The sequence below is a fragment of the Enterovibrio norvegicus DSM 15893 genome, from assembly GCF_900115495.1.
In the GTDB taxonomy this organism is placed as follows: Bacteria; Pseudomonadota; Gammaproteobacteria; order Enterobacterales; family Vibrionaceae; genus Enterovibrio; species Enterovibrio norvegicus.
This window is the reverse complement of sequence record NZ_FOWR01000017.1, coordinates 73684-91349: the sequence shown is the minus strand read 5'-3', so window position 1 is coordinate 91349 and position 17666 is coordinate 73684. Positions and strand designations below refer to the sequence as shown.

Sequence of the window (17666 nt, the reverse complement as noted above, 5' to 3'; positions counted from 1 at the left end):
AATATGACATGGGTATAGTGTACGCGAAACTTGAGATTTTTCAGGGGAAAAAGGCATGATTACAGCGGCTTAGAACTGCGGCCCACAGAAACAAACCAAACTTACTCCTCAATGCCAATCCACCAGCACGACACCACCGTCACCACGCATCCAACAAAGCAAAGGCATCCATCAGACAGGAGCAAGGCTTGTTTCACGCCTGCTCCTCATTTTGAACATCTGGCTATGGCTGAGTGTTTCTAGTGATTCTTAATGCTCTCTTGCCGTGAGCACAAAGAGATCGACATGACCTTGATGATGCGGGTTAAGTGGTCGAATCGGGTTCGCGTTGTGCCAAACGGCATGGTCGTCGAGCAAAGCGACATCGCCGTCATTCATCGCGAGTGAGAAAAACGGGCGTTCTGTTTTATCTTTGTAGACAAGAATCTCACCACCCTGCACGTTTTCCCTGTGGATCGCAGCAATAGCAATATGATCAAAGCCATCTTGATGGATCCCTTCCGGTGAAACAGGCGTGATGTCATCAACAGTGATCACGCGCATTTGGTGAATTTCAATGTCTTGTTCATCATTCAGCTCATTGTTGTCTTTAAACAATTGGCAAAGCTCAAACAAGCCTTGGGAATGAATCACGTCTGAGGTCAGTTCTTCGAAATTTCGTACCACGCCACCTTGATGGTGGTTGATGTCTTGGGATTGCATAAAGGTATGGTGTTGCATTTGATGCACATCGCCATCTTGGCAACGCACCACAGAGTAGCGTCTAAGTCGGTATTGCCCATCTGCATAAGGGGTAGTAGGCAGCGCGGCAAAACTTGGTTCTAATTCCCGAACAGCATGGTCGCTGATATGACATAGCTGCATAAGGTAATCTGGATGATACATGTTGCGTCCTCCATCATTTCCGTGAATCGGTTCGATTGGGTAAATCGACACCGATGACAACCCTTACATTCAGTTAAAACCAAGGCAACAAATTTGCCAAACCTGTAAAGTCATATTAATCACCCGTAGATTAATATTTGAACATTTATGCCATTATAAACCGAATTTGCAGTGTCATATTTCAAATAATTTGAACCTCACCAAACACACCAAATCACTTTGAGAGGTAGCGCGCTTTCATCGGAAGCTTGTTCAGCTAACATTCAATTTCCGACGCTAGGATAGAGTTGTGGACGCTCTCCAAGCCAGATAAGAGGAACTTTAATGGGAAGAATGTTTAAGGCGTTGATCATCGTACCAATCCTTGTGATTCGCGTTCCGGCTCACGCGGAAGGTATTGATTTTCAAGAATGTAAATCTAGCGAGTGCATTTCATACCAACAGCCCGTAACAACGAAAACCGACACCCTTTCCGACTTGTATTCCATTCCATCATTCCGTGCTATTGACGTACGTCAGCCACACCAATCCCTTGAATCACTTTACGATGTTGCCCCTAATGCTCAGCAAGAATTGGAAGATCTTGCCCATCAAATTGCTGACCATGTGGATGGCACCGTTTACTCTGCAGGCATAAAAGGCGAAGTCCGTGCCAAGCAAAAAGTGGAAGGCGAATTAGGCGGTGACGCGTCTCAGCTCACCGATATTGTTCGAGTCACCGTTGAGGTTGATTCAGTAGATGCACTGACCACTGCCTATGCAGAGCTGGCAGCATCCGCACAAACCAAAGAAGTGATAAATCGATTTCATGCACCGCGCCCTTCTGGGTACCGCGATTTGAAAGTGCTTGTTGCACTACCAGAAACACAAATGATTGCTGAAGTTCAGTTGCATTTGAAGAAAATCGCGGACATTAAAAACGGACAAGAACACGAGATTTATCGAGAGATCCAAAAGATAGAACGTACTGCGACCCTTGAGAAGCGCGAATTGAGCGAACATGAATTTGCGAAGATCAACCGCTTGCGCCAAACCTCTCGTGCTTTATATGACCACGCTTGGCAGGCATACCAACCACTCAGCATGGCAGTTTAATCACGAGATTGATGACGTAAACCACGCAAACTCTAGTTATAAATAAAAGGGCGACTTATTGAAAAGCCGCCCTTTTTATATGTCATTCTGTGGTGGATCTCGTCAGTTCAAGTAACGATAGCAGTTAGCCGTCACACCGAAATGGCGTTATCGTCACTTCCTTCCCTTGAATATCAACAAACGATTGTTCTGGAACCGTTGTCCAGCCTTCACGCTTTTCATCAAAGGGTTCGGAGGCAAGCACAACACCGCCTTCAGTTTCTTTATAGAACAGGGTCGGCGGTTTGCCTGACGTCGCGTAGCGAAGCCCCCAGAACTGCTTTCCATCACTGAGGCACAGTGATGCCTTAAATGGCTCTTTGATGTTTCGCGCGCGCATTTCAGCTTCAATGTCATCAATCACGCTGCAAAGTGCATCACGCGGTGAGTCGAGAAGCCCTTTTTGCAGAAGGAGAAGGAAAATCAGTTCGCTGTCCGTCGAGCCTCGACGCTTGAGGTAGAATGATTCATCGAGCTGCCGCTCCATGTTATAGCGAAGAGATTCAAACTCCGGAATTTGGCCGTTGTGCATAAAGAGCCAATTATCGACATTGAAGGGATGACAATTCTCTCGTGAGGTATTTGTCCCTGTGGATGCTCTTACGTGCGCCATAAATCGGTGGGATAGCGTGTGTTCCGCAATGGATTTCAAATTACCATCAGACCACGCGGGCATTACCTCATGGTACACAGCAGGCGTGGGCAAAAGACCATACCAAGCCAAGCCAAAGCCATCCGCATTTACTGCCGTCACTGCTTTGGTTGCTTCCATGCTTTGCATAACCAATGAATGAGCAGGTTGAAGCAACATTTCATCTAAAAAACACGGCGTTCCCTGATACGCCAACCATCTGCACATTCCATTGCCCTCTTTAGATACATTACTATCAGTATGACGTAACTTTTGGCAATTGCTCTGCTACTGACAAAAGAAGGCGTAATATTTTCATTGTGTTAGCCGGGATGACCGTCTAATCGTGCTTTCCATAGCATCGGACCAAAGATAATGACGAACAACGTAAATGCCATTCCCCACCCTATTGCCGCAATACCGACCGACAAAAACAGATGCTCAGGCCACACAATCGGGCCGATAACACGTACAAGGGTCGCAACAATCAGTGAGATGTAAGCCAGTTGGAACGAAGGGCCTTTATAGATTTCTCGCCCAGTGTGTCCCATGGTGACGCGCGTAATCATGGCTAAAACGACGCCCGCTAACGTTCCCATGGCAAACATATGCAGCAATGTATGTGAGCCCCACGTATTTCCTAACAGGAGTGCTTTGGAAATCAATCCCACAGGCAAAGCCAGATAGAACACATGCAGTGACCACACCAAAGGCTCAGAGAACGTTTTCAATCCCTGCCAACGATACAAGCGCACAAGTTGAGCAATACCCGCCACCAGCAGTAAAGTCATTTCAAACGCATGGGGCACCATGGGAAAGAAGCTGATGATCGCCAACAGCAGCAAAGGGAAAATGGCGCACACATCCAGCCACCAAATCGGCGTTGGCGGCTGTAACTGAAAACGTTTTGCGGTAAAGAAAGGAATAACGCGGCCACCCATGATGGAAATCAACATCATGAACCACCAAATCATGGCCTCCCAAAGCACACTGGCAGGAAATGGCGGCATGCCTTTTATGGTTGCGTAACTCGCCAAATTCGCCACAACCGCAACCAGCAACATGGGAATAAAAAACAGGTTTCGCCATTTCTTGGTGATCACAACGCGATAACCCACTTCCCACCCCGAGACGACAAGAAAGGCCGCATCAACAATGGCGATCACCACGAGCGATGTGTCAGTCCAAAACAACACACGCGCTAGCAGCCAGAATCCAACAATCAACGCGAGACGGAGACCACTCGTCCCTTTCACGCCTGTCCATGTTTGCACTGCTGTCAGCAAGAAACCGGCGACGACAGCCATTGCTACCCCAAACAGCATTTCATGGGCATGCCACCAAACAGGCGGTACATTCAGCGGCGACGTATGCCCTGACGTGAACAACCACACCCAAACACTCACGGTAAATACCGCATAGCTCGCAGCCAGAAAGAAGAAAGGCCTAAACCCCAAACGAAGAATGGGGGGTATACGATCTTCTTTTGCTTTATCGACAATGTTAATCATCTTGATACCTGCTGAGGTTTGGATTTCATAAGATGTATTATAGTTACATGTTTAAAGGAAAGGTAGTACTGATTTCATATTGCGAGGTGCGAGAAAAGCATAAGCGCAAAAAAGCACAAGCAAAGAGCAGAGAGGGAAAAGAGACAGAAAAAAGAGAAGCTGGATGTGCCAGCTTCTCTTTGGGGTTAACGTAAATCTCGTGATTACCTATTGGCCTGCTTTCGGATCAAGCGCATCTTGTAATGCATCACCGAGGAAGTTAAACGCCATCACGGTTAACAGAATCGCCACGCCAGGGTAAATCGCAAGCCCCGGAGATTGCCAAATCACCTCTTGGGCATTTTGCAGCATGTTACCCCACGACGGCATTGGCGGTTGAATACCAAGACCAAGAAAAGACAGCGCACTTTCCAGTAATATCACCCCACCCAACGCCATGGTGGTCGCGATGATCACGGGTGACAACACATTGGGCAAGACATGACGACGAATAATGCGCCACGGTGATGCGCCATAGCCAATTGCGGCTTTCACGTAGTCTCGCTCCCGCACTGACAACGTGCCCGAGCGTACCAAGCGCGCCGTGGTCGGCCAACCAAACAAAGCAACAATGACGATAATTCGAATAAAGCTCGCATTTTCACCCTGTGCCCAACTCTCCGGTAATCCAAGCTTACTGAGATCAACCGCTGCCAGCACGATCATCAATGGCAGGGTCGGCAGCGACAACGTGAAATCAGCAATACGCATGAGCACCGCGTCTAGCTTACCGCCAAAGTATCCCGCAAACACGCCCACTAGCGTGCCAAGAATGGCGGTGGCGAACGCAGCAACCGCACCGACAGCCAACGACACTTGACCGCCGTAAAGCAATCGCAAGAACACATCACGGCCAAGTTCATCGGCTCCTAACCAATGTGTGTCGCTGACAGGTTCAAAACGCGTCATGAAATCCACTTCGAACGGATCATGCCCGAACCAGTCCGCCAACAAGGGCGCACTGAAGCACAGTAACGTAAGCAGAAAAACAAACACCGCTGAGATTAAACCGGCTTTGTGTTGGCAGAAGCGATGCCAAACCAGCATCCACGGCGATGAAGCGCTTCGTTTGGTTACCGCATTCGGCGCAGCATCCATCATAGGTTGTGTCATGCAGATGCTCCTTTGGTTAGGCTAATACGCGGGTCGAGCTTTGCGTAAGCGATGTCGGCCAGCAAATTACCCAATAACGCAGTGAAAGTAATGACCATCAAACCGAGCAATGCCAAGTTGTAGTCATTCCCCATGATGGCATCAAATATCAGCTTGCCCATCCCCGGCCATGCAAAGATGGTCTCTGTGATCAAAGCGCCAGACAACATAAAGCCAATATCCAACGCAATGATCGTGACCAAAGGGATCATGGCATTACGCAATGCATGGGCGAAAACTACGCGGGTTTTCGACGCCCCTTTCGCGATGGCTGTGCGAATGTAATCCTGACGCAACACTTCCAGCATGGTGCCACGTACATAGCGAGAATGGCTGGCAACGTTCAACACGGTCAGAGAAATCACAGGTAGCACCAAATGCTGTGCTTGAAACCAAAAACCGCCCCCCTCCGCTTCCCCTGTACCACCAGCGGGTAACCAACCCAAAGTCACGGAGAACACCAAAATCAACATCAAGGCTAACCAGAACGCGGGCGTAGAAAAGCCCACAAACGCGGTAAAGCTGATGATGTAATCCACCCAAGTGCGGTGTTTAAGCGCCGCAAACACCCCCACGGGAATCGCGATAAGCAGTGACAACGTAGTAGCAATACCCACCAGTTTCACCGTGTTCCACACCGCGGGAATCAATACATCTTCAGCAGGTTGTAAATACAAACGGGAATAGCCGAAGTCACCTTGAAGCGCACCCAATAACCAATTCCAGTAACGCTCAACCAAGGGTTTATCCAACCCTTGCAACGCTTTCAAACGCGCCACGTCTTCGGCTGTCATGTTGGGATCCGATGTCAGCATCAGATCGATAGGGTCTCCGGGCATAAGACCTATCAAGGCGTAAGAAACGAAAGAAACAAAGAACAGAACCAACAGGCTCTGAAACACCCGACTCAATATATACTGCGTCATACCATGGCTTCCTTGCTATGGGGCTTTTTTAGGTCGATCACCGCTCCCGGGTAATGACAGGCCACAATGTGTTTATCGTCGCCGTCAAACGTTTGAGGCGATGGTGCGATGGTTTTGCAGGTCTCTGTGGCGTTGGCACAACGTGGATGAAAGGCGCAGCCACTCGGCGGGTTGATTGGACTCGGAACGTCACCCTGTAACGCAAGTCCTCGTTGACGTTTTCCCTTTCCCACTTCAGGCACGGCGGCCAGCAAGGCACGGCTATACGGGTGCGCAGGGTTCGCAAAGAACGCATCGCGCGGCGCTTGTTCTACGATTTGGCCGAGGTACATAACAACAATGGTGTCCGCCAGATAGTCGACCACCGCTAAGTCATGGCTGATAAAGAAAAACGATAAGTTACGTTCACGCTTGAGCTCTGCAAAGAGGTTCAACACCTGACTTTGCACGGACACATCCAGCGCAGACAGCGGTTCATCCGCCACAATCAGCGCGGGATCGAGCACCAACGCACGGGCGATACAGATACGCTGTCGCTGCCCACCAGAAAACTCATGGGGATAACGGTCCAGAGCGTCTTCACTCAGCCCGACCGATTCCAACGTCTCAAGCACTTTTGCGCGACGAGAAGCCTTATCACCGATGTCATAGACATCTAATGGCTCGCCAACGAGTTCAGAAATGGGCAGCCTAGGATTGAGCGCGGAATAAGGATCTTGAAACACCAGGCCGAGTTTACGACGAAGATCTTTCAGCGCTTGCCCTTTTAGCCCTGCTGTCGCGATACCCGCAAGTTCTACGTCGCCTTCAATTGGCGATTCCAACAGCGCCACCATGCGCCCAAGGGTCGATTTTCCACACCCTGATTCGCCAACAATGGCAACGGTTTCGCCTTCTTCTAAGGTCAACGAAATATCGTTGACCGCTTTCAGCTCGTGCGCCGGCTTACCAAACCACCCTTTTGACCCACAGGGTAGCGCTGACAAACTTTATTCAATCTTAATAGTGTCATGAGCGTTCCTTATAGGTGATGACAAGCCACAGAGTGAATGTCATTCAATGCGACCGTTTCAGGCATCATCGCCACACAGGTTGGCGAGGCTTTATTACAGCGATCAACAAATGGGCAACCACTGCCTCGTTGGTCGAGCGGCGGCACAGCACCGGGAATGGCAGGAAGCACATCGCGCGCGCCACCGATACGTGGCAACGTCGCTAGCAAGCCTTGGGTGTAAGGATGTTGAGGATTCGCAAACAGCTCTTCTGACGTCGCTTGTTCCACAATGCGACCCGCATACATCACGATGACACGTTCAGCGAGTTGGGAAACAACGCCCAAGTTGTGGCTGATAAACTGCACCGCAGTGCCCGTACTATCGCGAAGTTCTTCCAGCAGATCGAGCACTTGGGCTTGAACCGTTAAGTCCAGCGCAGTGGTTGGTTCATCTGCAATGATGAGTTCAGGTTCACAGGCCAACGCCATCGCAATCATCACCCGCTGGCGCATACCGCCCGATAATTCATGCGGGAATGCCTTTGCACGGCGCATAGGATCCGGAATGTGTACCCGCTCAAGCATTTCAACGGCGCGTTCCGCCGCTTCAGCTTTATTGCTGCCGCGGTGAAGCTCGAACATTTCTGCGATTTGGTCGCCCACAGTGACAACAGGGTTGAGCGCCGTCATGGGCTCTTGAAAGATCATCGCGATGCCTTCACCGCGGACTTTCATCCAATCAGCATCGCGGTTTTCTAGCAGGTTTTTGCCACGAAATACCACATCACCGCTGGCTTTCATGACGTTGGGTTGCAAACCCATCAGTGTTAATGCTGCGAGGCTTTTCCCGCAGCCGGATTCACCCACGACGCCAAGAATTTCGCCTCGATCTATATGAAAGCTGACATCGTTAACCGCAGGGTAGCCTTTGTAGGCTACCCGCAGACGACGCACATCTAATATCGTCTGATCCATTTACGGCTCCTATTTGGTGGTGGTCCACTCTTCAACCCAGTTGGTTGATGCAAACATGTGCCCTGTTGGGGTGACGCCTTCCAACCATTTCGGCATCACAAAACTGTCGGCGCGGAAATACAGCGGTAAGGCAGGCAAGTCTTCAGCATAGATTTTCTGAATTTCAAAGAAGATCGCCTTGCGCTTTTCGTCGTCTAGCTCAGCTTCAACACGCTCTAACAGCGCATCCATTTTAGGATTTTGATAGCCAATGTAGTTTTGCCCTGACCAGCCGTTGTCTTCAGTTGGGATGCTGTTTGAATGCAAAATGGTACGCGGTGGGTTTTCAGGGGCTGAATACCACGCGAACATGGCTAACCCTTTGTGCTTACGCTGAGTCAAGGTATCGCCGAAATACACGCGCGCAGGCTGGTTGTTGATCGACACTTTCACCCCAATCTTCTTCCACTGCGACTGCAACACTTGCTGCACAAGCTCACGCGTTTTGTTGCCTGCCGTGGTCGCCAATTCAATGTGCAGTTCATTGCCATCTGCATCCACCATGACGCCATTTTTTTCGGTGTAACCCGCCTGTTTCAGAAGCGACTTAGCTTTCTCAGGGTTGTACTCATAACGTTTAACTTCGGGGTAAAAACCAAGATCTCGCGGGCTAGTATTGGTATCGGCAACGGGCTGTTTTCCAGAAAACAGCTTATCAACAAGCTGCTCACGGTTTGCACCGTACAACAAGGCTTGGCGCACTTCTTTCTTCGCCAAGTGTGGGTTGTTCATCGTGGTGTCTAGGTGCTCATAAAGTAGGCCAGGCTCGTAGTGCACATTAAACTTCTTACCGTGGCGCTTTTCGATTTGCAGCACTTGGTCGAGAGACAAACCGATTTCACCCGGCAAGTAATCCACGGAGCCCGACAGCAGATGCGCTTCTAGCGCTGACGTGTTTTCTACGGTTTTAAAAACAAGTTCATCAAAGGCGGGGGATTGACCTTTCCAATGCGGATTACGTTGCGCAGTGATGAAGCTACCCGGACTGACTTTGTTCAGCACGTAAGGGCCGTAATACAAACCTGCATTGGTTGGGTCAGTAGCGTATTTGGTGGTTTTGCTGTAGTTCGTAGGGTCGGCGCGGTACAGCGCACCTTCAACGTGTTCAGGAAGCGGATCAGGGAAATAATCTGTGCGGTATTTGAAGCTGACTTTACTCAGATACACCTCAAAGGTTTTGTCATCAAGCAGAACCAGCTTCTCCATGGTTTTTGCTTCTTGGAGACCCGGATTACCCACGCGCTCGTCTTTTTGGATCTCATAGCCTAACTGAATGTCTTTCGTGGTCAGCGGCGTGCCGTCGCCCCAAAACAAGTCGTCACGCACCGTGACGGTCAATTTAATGCCTTCTGAGCCATCTTCTCGGGTAATACGTTTCGCTAAACCGTTTTCAAACGTCGGGATCTCAACACACACATTACATTGAGGTTGCCAGTCTTTTCCGTAAATCACGGTTTTGCGGTAAGCGGTATTCAGTACATAAGACGCCGCGACATTCGACACCAAGGTAGGATGAAGGCCTTCAGGGTATTGAGACATACCGATCTTGAGGGTGTCAGCACTTACGGAAACAGAAGAGAAGGCAACTGGCGCTGCGATGGCCAATGTGAGAAGCGTTTTATTCATACAGTCATGTCCTTTGTCAAAGCTGAGGGCAAATCCGTCACCCTATTGGATACCTCATTAACCGATCACTCAGTTGCTGGGATACCGTGCGTGCAAAGGAGAATTCTTTAGCTCTCCAAGCAAATACAGTGAAAAATTGCACGCAATAGCTCAATGTTAAACATATGTTTCAATCATTGTCGAGCCAGTAATGTATACAATTCAATCAAACAGGAAGCACTGTCGCTGAAAAGCCCTGCCTCAGTCGCATTTCATCAAAACAGATAAAATATTTAGTTACGAATCATTATGTTACAGCACTAAACATTCAATTTATTGCATGAAAAACCGACGAAAAAGACTATCTATGCCACTCTTCAACCCAATGTGTAGACGGGAACATATGTCCAGTTGGCGTGACACCCTTTAACCACAGCGGCAACACAAAGCTGTCGGCGCGAAAGTACAGAGGGAGCGCGGGAAGATCTTCTGCATAAATACGCTGAATGTTGGCAAACAACGCCTCGCGTTTATCCGCATCAAGTTCCGTTTCAATTTCATCCAATAAGGCGTCCATGTCTGCATTTTTATAACCCGCATAATTTTGGCCGCCCCAGTTATTCGCTTCTGTTGGAATATTTTCTGAGTGCAAGGTGGTTTCTGGCGGGCTTTCAGGCGCGGAGTACCACGCAAACAGAGCTAACCCTTTGTGGTTTCGCTCTTTAAGTGTTTGACCAAAGAAAACCCGTGCTGGCTGGTTATTGATGCGGATGGTGATCCCCATTTTCTTCCATTGGGATTGCAGTACTTGCTGCACTAACTCACGGGTTTTGTTGCCTGCGGTGGTCATGAGTTCAATCTGAACGGGCTTCCCGTCTGCATCCACCATGTCTTTTCCTTGCCAACGGTAACCCGCTTGCTGGAACAGTGCTTTGGCTTTTTCAGGGGCGTATTCATATTGGGTCACATCGTCTGAATAGCCGATGTCGCGTGGGCTGGTGTCAGTGTGTGCGACGACTTGTTTGCCTTCAAACAGTTGATTAACCAATTGTTGGCGATTGATACTTAGCAATAGCCCTTGGCGAAAGGCTTTCTTGGCGAGGTGCGGATTATCCAAGTTGACGTCAAGGTGTTCGTAGAGCAGACCGGGCTCATAGTAGTATTGGTACTTCCCTTTCTGACGCTTTTCTAGACGCAACACTTGGTCAAGCGTTAACCCAGATTCGCCCGCAATCATGTCTACAGACTTTGAAAGTAAATGCGCTTCAAGCGCGGCGGTATTCTCGACGGCTTTGAACACCAGATTATCGAAAAACACCGAGCGGCCTTTCCAGTGTGGATTTGGCACCACTGACACAAAGCTGCCTGACGACATTCTGTCGATAAGATATGGGCCATTGTATAAACCCGCCGTTAACGGTGATGTAGTGTACAACGAGGTCTTGTCGTAGTTTTCGGGATCGCGGCGATAGATCTCACCTTCGAGGTGTTCTGGCATGGCCGACGGCACGGCCGTACGATAGTTAAAAATGCGCTTATTCAAAATCACATCAAGGCGTTTTTCATCGACGATATCAAGGCGCTCAAGGGTCTGATCTTCCTCATAGCCCGGATTACCTTTGACGCGTTTATCCGTCGAAATCTGATACCCCAAAGCCACATCTTTGGAGGTCACAGGAACGCCATCTCCCCAAAACAGGTTATCTTTGAGCGTGACAGACAAGCGAATGCCTTCTCTGCCATCGTCCAGCACAATTTTCTCAGCGAGGCCATTTTCAAATGTCGGCACGGTTTGGCATAGGTGACACAGGGGCTGCCAATCTTTGCCATAAATCATCATGGGCCGCCAAACTGTCGACAACACGTAGCTACCTGCAACAGATGACCCAAGTAAAGGATGCAAGCTAGTAGGATATTGGCTAATGCCAATTTTGAGGGGCTTTTCCGGCTCTGTGGCGAGCGATGTGAACGAGGCAACAGACAGGAGAACTGCCGCAGCAGCGCACCGAGTAAAAAGATGTGTCATGTTAACGCCCTCTCGATTCAGTGACCGCGTCACTTATTGTGTTATTCACAAAGCATCAAAAAAGTGATGCCTCAAACTTATCGGCATCCCTCTCAATGTAGTGCACTTTCTTTCTAGTTTTCTGGCTGTTAGACAGGTTTGACTAGCCCAAAACGTCATAACTTGCAGGTATCGATCCTTTTACGACAACACGATGTAACTTTCTTGGGGTGTCTCCATAATCTGTGACCGCAAAATGCTGCGTGCAACGGTTATCCCAAATCGCGACACTGCCTACTTCCCATTGGAAACGTACCTGAAACGCTTCAGCACGACTGTGTTCAAACAGCGCCGAGAGGTCGGGCAGCGCGTCGCCTTCCTCACGCTTATCAATGAATCGGGTAAACTGCTCATTCACGTACAGCGCAGGCTTTCCTGTTTCAGGGTGCTTAACCACCAGCGGGTGATGCACGGCGTTGATGTTTTTCGTGATGCCTTCAACACGGCTATTTCCACTATCATCTTCATTGTCAAACCGGCTACCAGAAAAGCCATGAACCGCGTGCGTTGCCGTCGCGTGAGCGATGGCTGCTTTCGTACGACGAGGCAATGCGTCATATGCCGCTTCCATCGAGAGCCAGATGGTATCTCCGCCTCTATCAGGTAAATGTTGTGCTGATAACACAGAACATTTCGGCGGCGCTTCTTGCCATGTCATGTCGGTATGCCAGAAGCTTTTTCCTGGTGGGTTTCCTCGGGTCGTTTCAATCAGGCTGACTTGAGGAAAGCCATCTGCATGAGGAAAGAAAGGATGTTGTGCTTCTAACTCACCAAAACGCTTCGCTAATGCAAGTTGCGCTTCAGGTGATAAGTATTGGTCATGGAAGAAAATAACTTTGTGTTCTAAAAAAGCGTGGTATACCAATGAGAATGTTTCTTCATCGCACGCGTTAAGATCGATCCCTTCAATTAACGCGCCGATGTGTTTTGATAACGGGGTAACCTGCATATTCCTTCCCTGAAACATAGTGTGTACTGATGCGCTCAACCATCAAGCACAATGAGATAGTTGAAGGTAGAGACCTTCTATTTTCACTTTCGATTGCAGCGCCAGCGGAATCCATAAAACGCTTTGTCTCATTATGAAGCAAAATGGTGATAAATAATTTTTATCGTCATGAGAAAAACCTTTCGTTGAATACAATGACAGAAGGTTTAAACTCTTTCGCCCTCTATGCTTGCAGCACTATATACCGTGTTTTCACACGATACGCCTGCACCACAGAAATAAACTGACTCAATCGGCGTGAAAAAATGAAAGAAATTAAGATCTTATCATTACTAAAAGCTGGCCTTGTTTCGTTCGCACTTGTGTCGACGAGTTATAGCGCTTATAACGTCATCCAAGTTCAACAGATGATTAAAGACTTAGACGCCAGTTACGCTCAAATGTACACCTCTATTCGCCGCTTTGGTTCGTACTATAACAATGCACCATCAACATCATTGAAAGAGGGTGTGTACGGTGATGGCAAGGTCAGCGTGTACGTCCATGGCAAGGAGGTTGAAGTCAAAGAACTTGCCGAAGGTATTCGACGTTTACGACATCGCTTACAAGTCAGTGCACCCGAAAGTATTTGGTCGATAGCTGTCTTCCAAAACCCAAACACTTATGCCTTCTTCGACCCGTTACGATCTGGTTACGAAAAAGCATTTAGTCAGTACGGCGAAAATGATGTTCTTGAAAAAATTGTTGAGCGCGAGAACCTCAATCACACCTATCAAGAATTCTATGGGTGCAATGTTCGTATGTCCGATTCTTACTTAGAAAAAGGGACGCAAGAAGAACTTCGCACCATCTATTTCCCCATTCACAACAAACGATCATTAAATGCGCTTGTCGCCGTTGATATCCAAGAATCTTACATTGATAAATACATTGAACGCTATAACCACAAACACTACACGCAGTTGACCATCACGCCAAAATACAGTTTGTATACCAAAAGTGCATTTTTCATCTGCTCTGAAAAAGATCCGGTACATATTGGCGTGAACTATCTGAAAGTGCTTCAAGCCTCTTTGGCGCCTTCCTTAATCATGGCTTTTCTATATCAATTCAGTGCTGGTCTACTTCGAAGACGAACGCGCTCAATCAGAAAAGATGAAATGACCAATTTCTTTAGACGTGACTACTACGAGCCACGCCTTAGGAAAATGACACGCTTTGCCATGCTCATCGTCGACATTGATCACTTCAAAGAAATCAATGACACACATGGCCATAACAAAGGCGACGAAATCATTTCTGAATGTGCCAAGCGCATCTTGACGCAAATACGTGCAGAAGATATTACGATTCGCTGGGGTGGCGATGAGTTCTTTATCTTGTTTAATAACATGACCCATTGCCAACTCGGCGTTAAAGCCGAAACCATTCGAAAAGCGGTTGCGCAAGAATCTATCGCGGGCTTGGCAATCACCTTATCTATTGGCGGTGTGTTCGTCCGAGACACAACTTTTGCCAAAGCGTATAAGAGTGCAGACAAAGCGCTGTATGAATCGAAACGTCGTGGCCGCAACCGCTCAACGATGGCGGATCAATAAGCGCAACGGATAACAAACCCATGCCGACAAAGCATGGGTTCTTGACACTCGTGATTGCGTTTAAGAAGACCCTAGAGGATCTTTCCCGCTGCTTTAACGGCTTTCTCGATGGCTTTCACTGCTTTCGCCACCTTCTTAAATAGCTTTTCAATTTTTTGTATATCCCGCTTAGCCTCATCAGCCAAACCCGCTAGCGATTCGACTTCCTCAAGCGCCGTTTTTACGTCTTCGTCTTGGTGATTAAGCTCGGCAAAAATCACGTCTTCTAACTGCCGATACAACGCCAATCTGTCTATTCGAATTTGTGCGCGCTGCGCGTCGGTTTCCGCTATCAGCAATAACTTGTTGAGGTCATTAATTGCATTGACTAAGTTTTCACGAATCGTCGCCATTGTCGCTCCTCAACATCGGGTTATTTACACATCAGAACGTTGTCAACACGCGTCACGCCGTCCGTGCATTTCTCTATCAGTTTGTTCAGTGAACGGTAGCTGCCATGGGCATACTTCAACTGCCCTACCGCATTCATAATGGTGTCTTTGTTGATGTCATCTTTCGCAAACGCCGTTGCCATCGTGTTATGCGTTGATTTGATTTCTTTCAGCGCATTGATGGTCACCAATGATCGCGCTTCAAAGGCGTCCATTTCTTTCGATTTTTGATAGATAGACGTCACGAGATCGCGCCGGGATTGATAGGACGTATCAGGGTCTTTAGCGAGCTTCCGATAATTCAGCACCATGTCGTTAATTTCGCTTTCAATCGCAATGCGATAAAGCACCACCACGCCGCCGTTTTCCAACGCCGAAACCATTTCGCCAATCAGCAAAGACACGCTTTCATCGGCTTGAATGATGATCTCTCGCAATGCTTTGTCTTTTTCCCTGTTGAGGTATGACGTGCCTAAGGTGGAAATAAATGCCGTTACTTCTGAGCCGTACTTTTCATAGTCCTTCAGCGGCGTGCCAGTGTATTCACTGTATTGTTCTGATATGCCTTTCACTGACCAAAGCATTTGTGATGCCGCGAGTTTTACATCGTCTTCATTCACTGCATTGGCAAGGCTGTTTAGCGAGGCGGCATACTTGCGCAAAGCATCTGCCGACTTGTACAGGGTGAGCGCATTGGCCCGTTTTCTCTCTTCAAAGGGAGAAGTAATAGACGTAATGGTTTCAGGCACCAATTTCTTAGCCTGAACACCTTGGTATGTCGCTGCCACAGTATGGAGTTGATGCTCAACCGACACGGTCGAAAATGCTGAGAAGTAGGTTGTCATGTCGGAAGAAACGCTTTCTGTTGTGGTGGCAAACGAAGAAAACGCATCCAGTGATGGTGTGCTTGAACAACCAAAGAGAGTAAAAACGGTAAGAGGTAACAATACGATCTGTCGATACATAATCAGTCCTTCCACACGTGCTGAGAATGCCCTGCGCATGAAAACTACAGAATGAGAGCCAAAGGCTTTCATTAAGCATAAGAAAATGCACAGGTTTCATTGTCTTACTTTCAACACGGGCAGATCCGTCTGGACACACTATTTTCATCCTGTTTTAGCCGAGATTTGTCACGCAATTTGCGGTAACATCCCTCTGTCTATCAATCCCTTGGATACCACAGTGGCAAACGGCAGCGAATCTACATTTTTCTTCTTCGACTACGAAACCTTTGGCGTTAGCCCTGCTCTCGACAGACCTTGTCAATTTGCAGGCGTAAGAACCGACCAAGATTTCAATATCATTGGCGAGCCTTTGGTTATCTATTGCCAACCACCCAATGATTACTTGCCAAACCCTGAAGCCTGTTTGATCACCGGTATCACGCCACAAACGGCAGTGAGCCGTGGTCTGCCTGAACCTGAGTTCATTGCGAAGATCCACGAGCAATTGGCCATGCCAGGAACCTGCGCTGTGGGTTACAACAACATCCGATTTGATGATGAAGTCTCGCGCTACACCTTGTACCGCAACTTCTTCGACCCGTATGGTTGGAGCTGGCAAAACGGTAATTCACGTTGGGATTTGCTAGATGCAATGCGCGCTTGCTATGCCCTTCGCCCCGACGGGATTGAATGGCCTGAGAACGAGCAAGGCTTCACGAGCTTTAAGCTGGAACATTTGTCTGTCGCGAACGGCATTGAACACGCCAATGCACACGATGCGATGGCCGATGTTATCGCCACCATCGAAATGGCGAAAAAACTCAAATCAGCACAGCCAAGGTTGTTTGATTACTTGTATACCTATCGCAATAAAAACAAGCTCACGCCTCTCATTGACGTTGTATCGATGAAGCCGCTTGTGCATGTTTCAGGCATGTTCGGTACAGAGCGCGGAAACACCAGTTGGATCGTGCCTATTGCATGGCATCCAGACAATAAGAATGCGGTTATCGCTATCGATTTGGGACGCGATCCGTCGCCGCTGTTTGACCTCGATACAGACGCTCTTCGAGAGCGTTTATACACGCGCCACGCTGATCTCGCCCCTGACGAGCTGCCTGCGCCCATCAAACTGATTCACATTAATAAGTGCCCAGTCCTTGCAGAAGCAAAAACCCTTCGCCCTGAAGATGCAGAACGCCTAGGCATTGATAGACAACAATGTTTGGAAAACCTGAAAAAGCTTCAAGCAAGACCCGATGTGCGCGAAAAACTGATTGCGCTTTATGCTGACAAACCAGAATACGACCGCGCGCGCAACGTTGATTCAGCGCTTTACGACGGTTTCTTCTCCCCATCAGATCGCTCGACCATGGACATTATTCGCCAAACCAAACCTGAGAACTTGGCAGGATTGGATATCCAAGTAGCGGATGACCGTATTAAGCCGCTGTTATTCCGTTATCGCGCCCGCAACTACCCAAACACGTTAACGGATGCTGAACAGAAACAGTGGCATCTGCATCGTCGTGATTTCTTCGAAGCCCATTTACCCGGTTACATGGCGAATCTCGAAGAGTTGGCTGAAGAACATCAAAATGATGCGAAAAAAATGACAGTCCTAAAGTCGGTCTATCATTACGTCGAATCCCTTGTGTCCTAGCATTTTTGTTTAAAAACGACGAGTTACCGTTCGACATACCTTTAAAAAACCGTGCAAATTCGACTGTGTTACATTTGATATTTCGTGAATTGCGTCCACACTTTTGTTTAAGGCAATTGCAG

Annotated in this window: 15 protein-coding genes; 3 read left to right on the top strand and 12 right to left on the bottom strand. The window is 48.3% G+C overall.

What is annotated here, in order from left to right:
* Nucleotides 1-249: 249 nt before the first annotated feature.
* A complete protein-coding gene (locus BM082_RS12630; protein ID WP_017010549.1) occupies nucleotides 250-885 on the bottom strand; it encodes a 2OG-Fe dioxygenase family protein in 636 nt (211 codons plus the stop codon).
* Between the two features lie 324 nt (nucleotides 886-1209).
* Here BM082_RS12630 and BM082_RS12625 point away from each other — a divergent pair, with 324 nt between their 5' ends.
* Entirely contained in the window at nucleotides 1210-1980 is a 771-nt protein-coding gene (locus BM082_RS12625) for a nucleotidyltransferase family protein (protein ID WP_074927151.1), read from the top strand.
* 124 nt (nucleotides 1981-2104) lie between these two features.
* Here the strand turns inward: BM082_RS12625 and BM082_RS12620 are convergent, their stop codons facing one another.
* From BM082_RS12620 to BM082_RS12580, 9 genes are all read right to left on the bottom strand, one after another.
* Nucleotides 2105-2878: a class II glutamine amidotransferase gene (locus BM082_RS12620; protein ID WP_074927149.1), complete on the bottom strand. Its 774-nt coding sequence runs from the start codon at nucleotides 2876-2878 to the stop codon at nucleotides 2105-2107.
* Between the two features lie 95 nt (nucleotides 2879-2973).
* Nucleotides 2974-4161: an NnrS family protein gene (locus BM082_RS12615; protein ID WP_074927147.1), complete on the bottom strand. Its 1188-nt coding sequence runs from the start codon at nucleotides 4159-4161 to the stop codon at nucleotides 2974-2976.
* 207 nt (nucleotides 4162-4368) lie between these two features.
* Nucleotides 4369-5313, bottom strand: coding sequence for an ABC transporter permease (locus BM082_RS12610; RefSeq protein ID WP_017015746.1), 945 nt, complete (start codon nucleotides 5311-5313; stop codon nucleotides 4369-4371).
* Complete coding sequence (locus tag BM082_RS12605) at nucleotides 5310-6278, bottom strand: ABC transporter permease (protein WP_074927145.1); 969 nt, start codon at nucleotides 6276-6278, stop codon at nucleotides 5310-5312. Before BM082_RS12605 ends, BM082_RS12610 begins: the two co-directional genes overlap by 4 nt.
* Nucleotides 6275-7264 carry an ABC transporter ATP-binding protein gene (locus tag BM082_RS12600; RefSeq protein WP_244276014.1) on the bottom strand — a complete coding sequence of 330 codons (990 nt, stop codon included), beginning with the start codon at nucleotides 7262-7264 and terminating at the stop codon, nucleotides 6275-6277. Before BM082_RS12600 ends, BM082_RS12605 begins: the two co-directional genes overlap by 4 nt.
* Nucleotides 7265-7299: 35 nt before the next feature.
* On the bottom strand, nucleotides 7300-8247 hold the full coding sequence (locus BM082_RS12595; protein ID WP_074927143.1) for an ABC transporter ATP-binding protein: 948 nt from the start codon (nucleotides 8245-8247) through the stop codon (nucleotides 7300-7302).
* Nucleotides 8248-8256: 9 nt separating this feature from the next.
* On the bottom strand, nucleotides 8257-9912 hold the full coding sequence (locus BM082_RS12590; protein ID WP_074927141.1) for a peptide ABC transporter substrate-binding protein: 1656 nt from the start codon (nucleotides 9910-9912) through the stop codon (nucleotides 8257-8259).
* A 340-nt stretch (nucleotides 9913-10252) separates the two neighbouring features.
* Nucleotides 10253-11728, bottom strand: a complete 1476-nt coding sequence (locus BM082_RS12585; protein ID WP_017015749.1) for a peptide ABC transporter substrate-binding protein — start codon at nucleotides 11726-11728, stop codon at nucleotides 10253-10255.
* Between the two features lie 331 nt (nucleotides 11729-12059).
* A complete protein-coding gene (locus BM082_RS12580) occupies nucleotides 12060-12905 on the bottom strand; it encodes a TauD/TfdA dioxygenase family protein (protein WP_017015750.1) in 846 nt (281 codons plus the stop codon).
* Nucleotides 12906-13210: 305 nt separating this feature from the next.
* On the opposite strand from BM082_RS12580, the gene BM082_RS12575 reads away from it, so the two are divergent.
* Nucleotides 13211-14503: a GGDEF domain-containing protein gene (locus BM082_RS12575; RefSeq protein ID WP_017015751.1), complete on the top strand. Its 1293-nt coding sequence runs from the start codon at nucleotides 13211-13213 to the stop codon at nucleotides 14501-14503.
* Nucleotides 14504-14574: 71 nt separating this feature from the next.
* Here BM082_RS12575 and BM082_RS12570 read toward each other — a convergent pair whose 3' ends face one another.
* Nucleotides 14575-14895 (bottom strand): hypothetical protein, encoded by a 321-nt coding sequence (locus BM082_RS12570; protein WP_017008314.1) that lies wholly within the window; start codon nucleotides 14893-14895, stop codon nucleotides 14575-14577.
* A 20-nt stretch (nucleotides 14896-14915) separates the two neighbouring features.
* On the bottom strand, nucleotides 14916-15899 hold the full coding sequence (locus BM082_RS12565) for a hypothetical protein (protein ID WP_026025039.1): 984 nt from the start codon (nucleotides 15897-15899) through the stop codon (nucleotides 14916-14918).
* A gap of 220 nt (nucleotides 15900-16119) precedes the next feature.
* Here BM082_RS12565 and sbcB point away from each other — a divergent pair, with 220 nt between their 5' ends.
* Nucleotides 16120-17544 carry an exodeoxyribonuclease I gene (sbcB, locus tag BM082_RS12560; RefSeq protein WP_017015753.1) on the top strand — a complete coding sequence of 475 codons (1425 nt, stop codon included), beginning with the start codon at nucleotides 16120-16122 and terminating at the stop codon, nucleotides 17542-17544.
* Nucleotides 17545-17666: the final 122 nt, after the last annotated feature.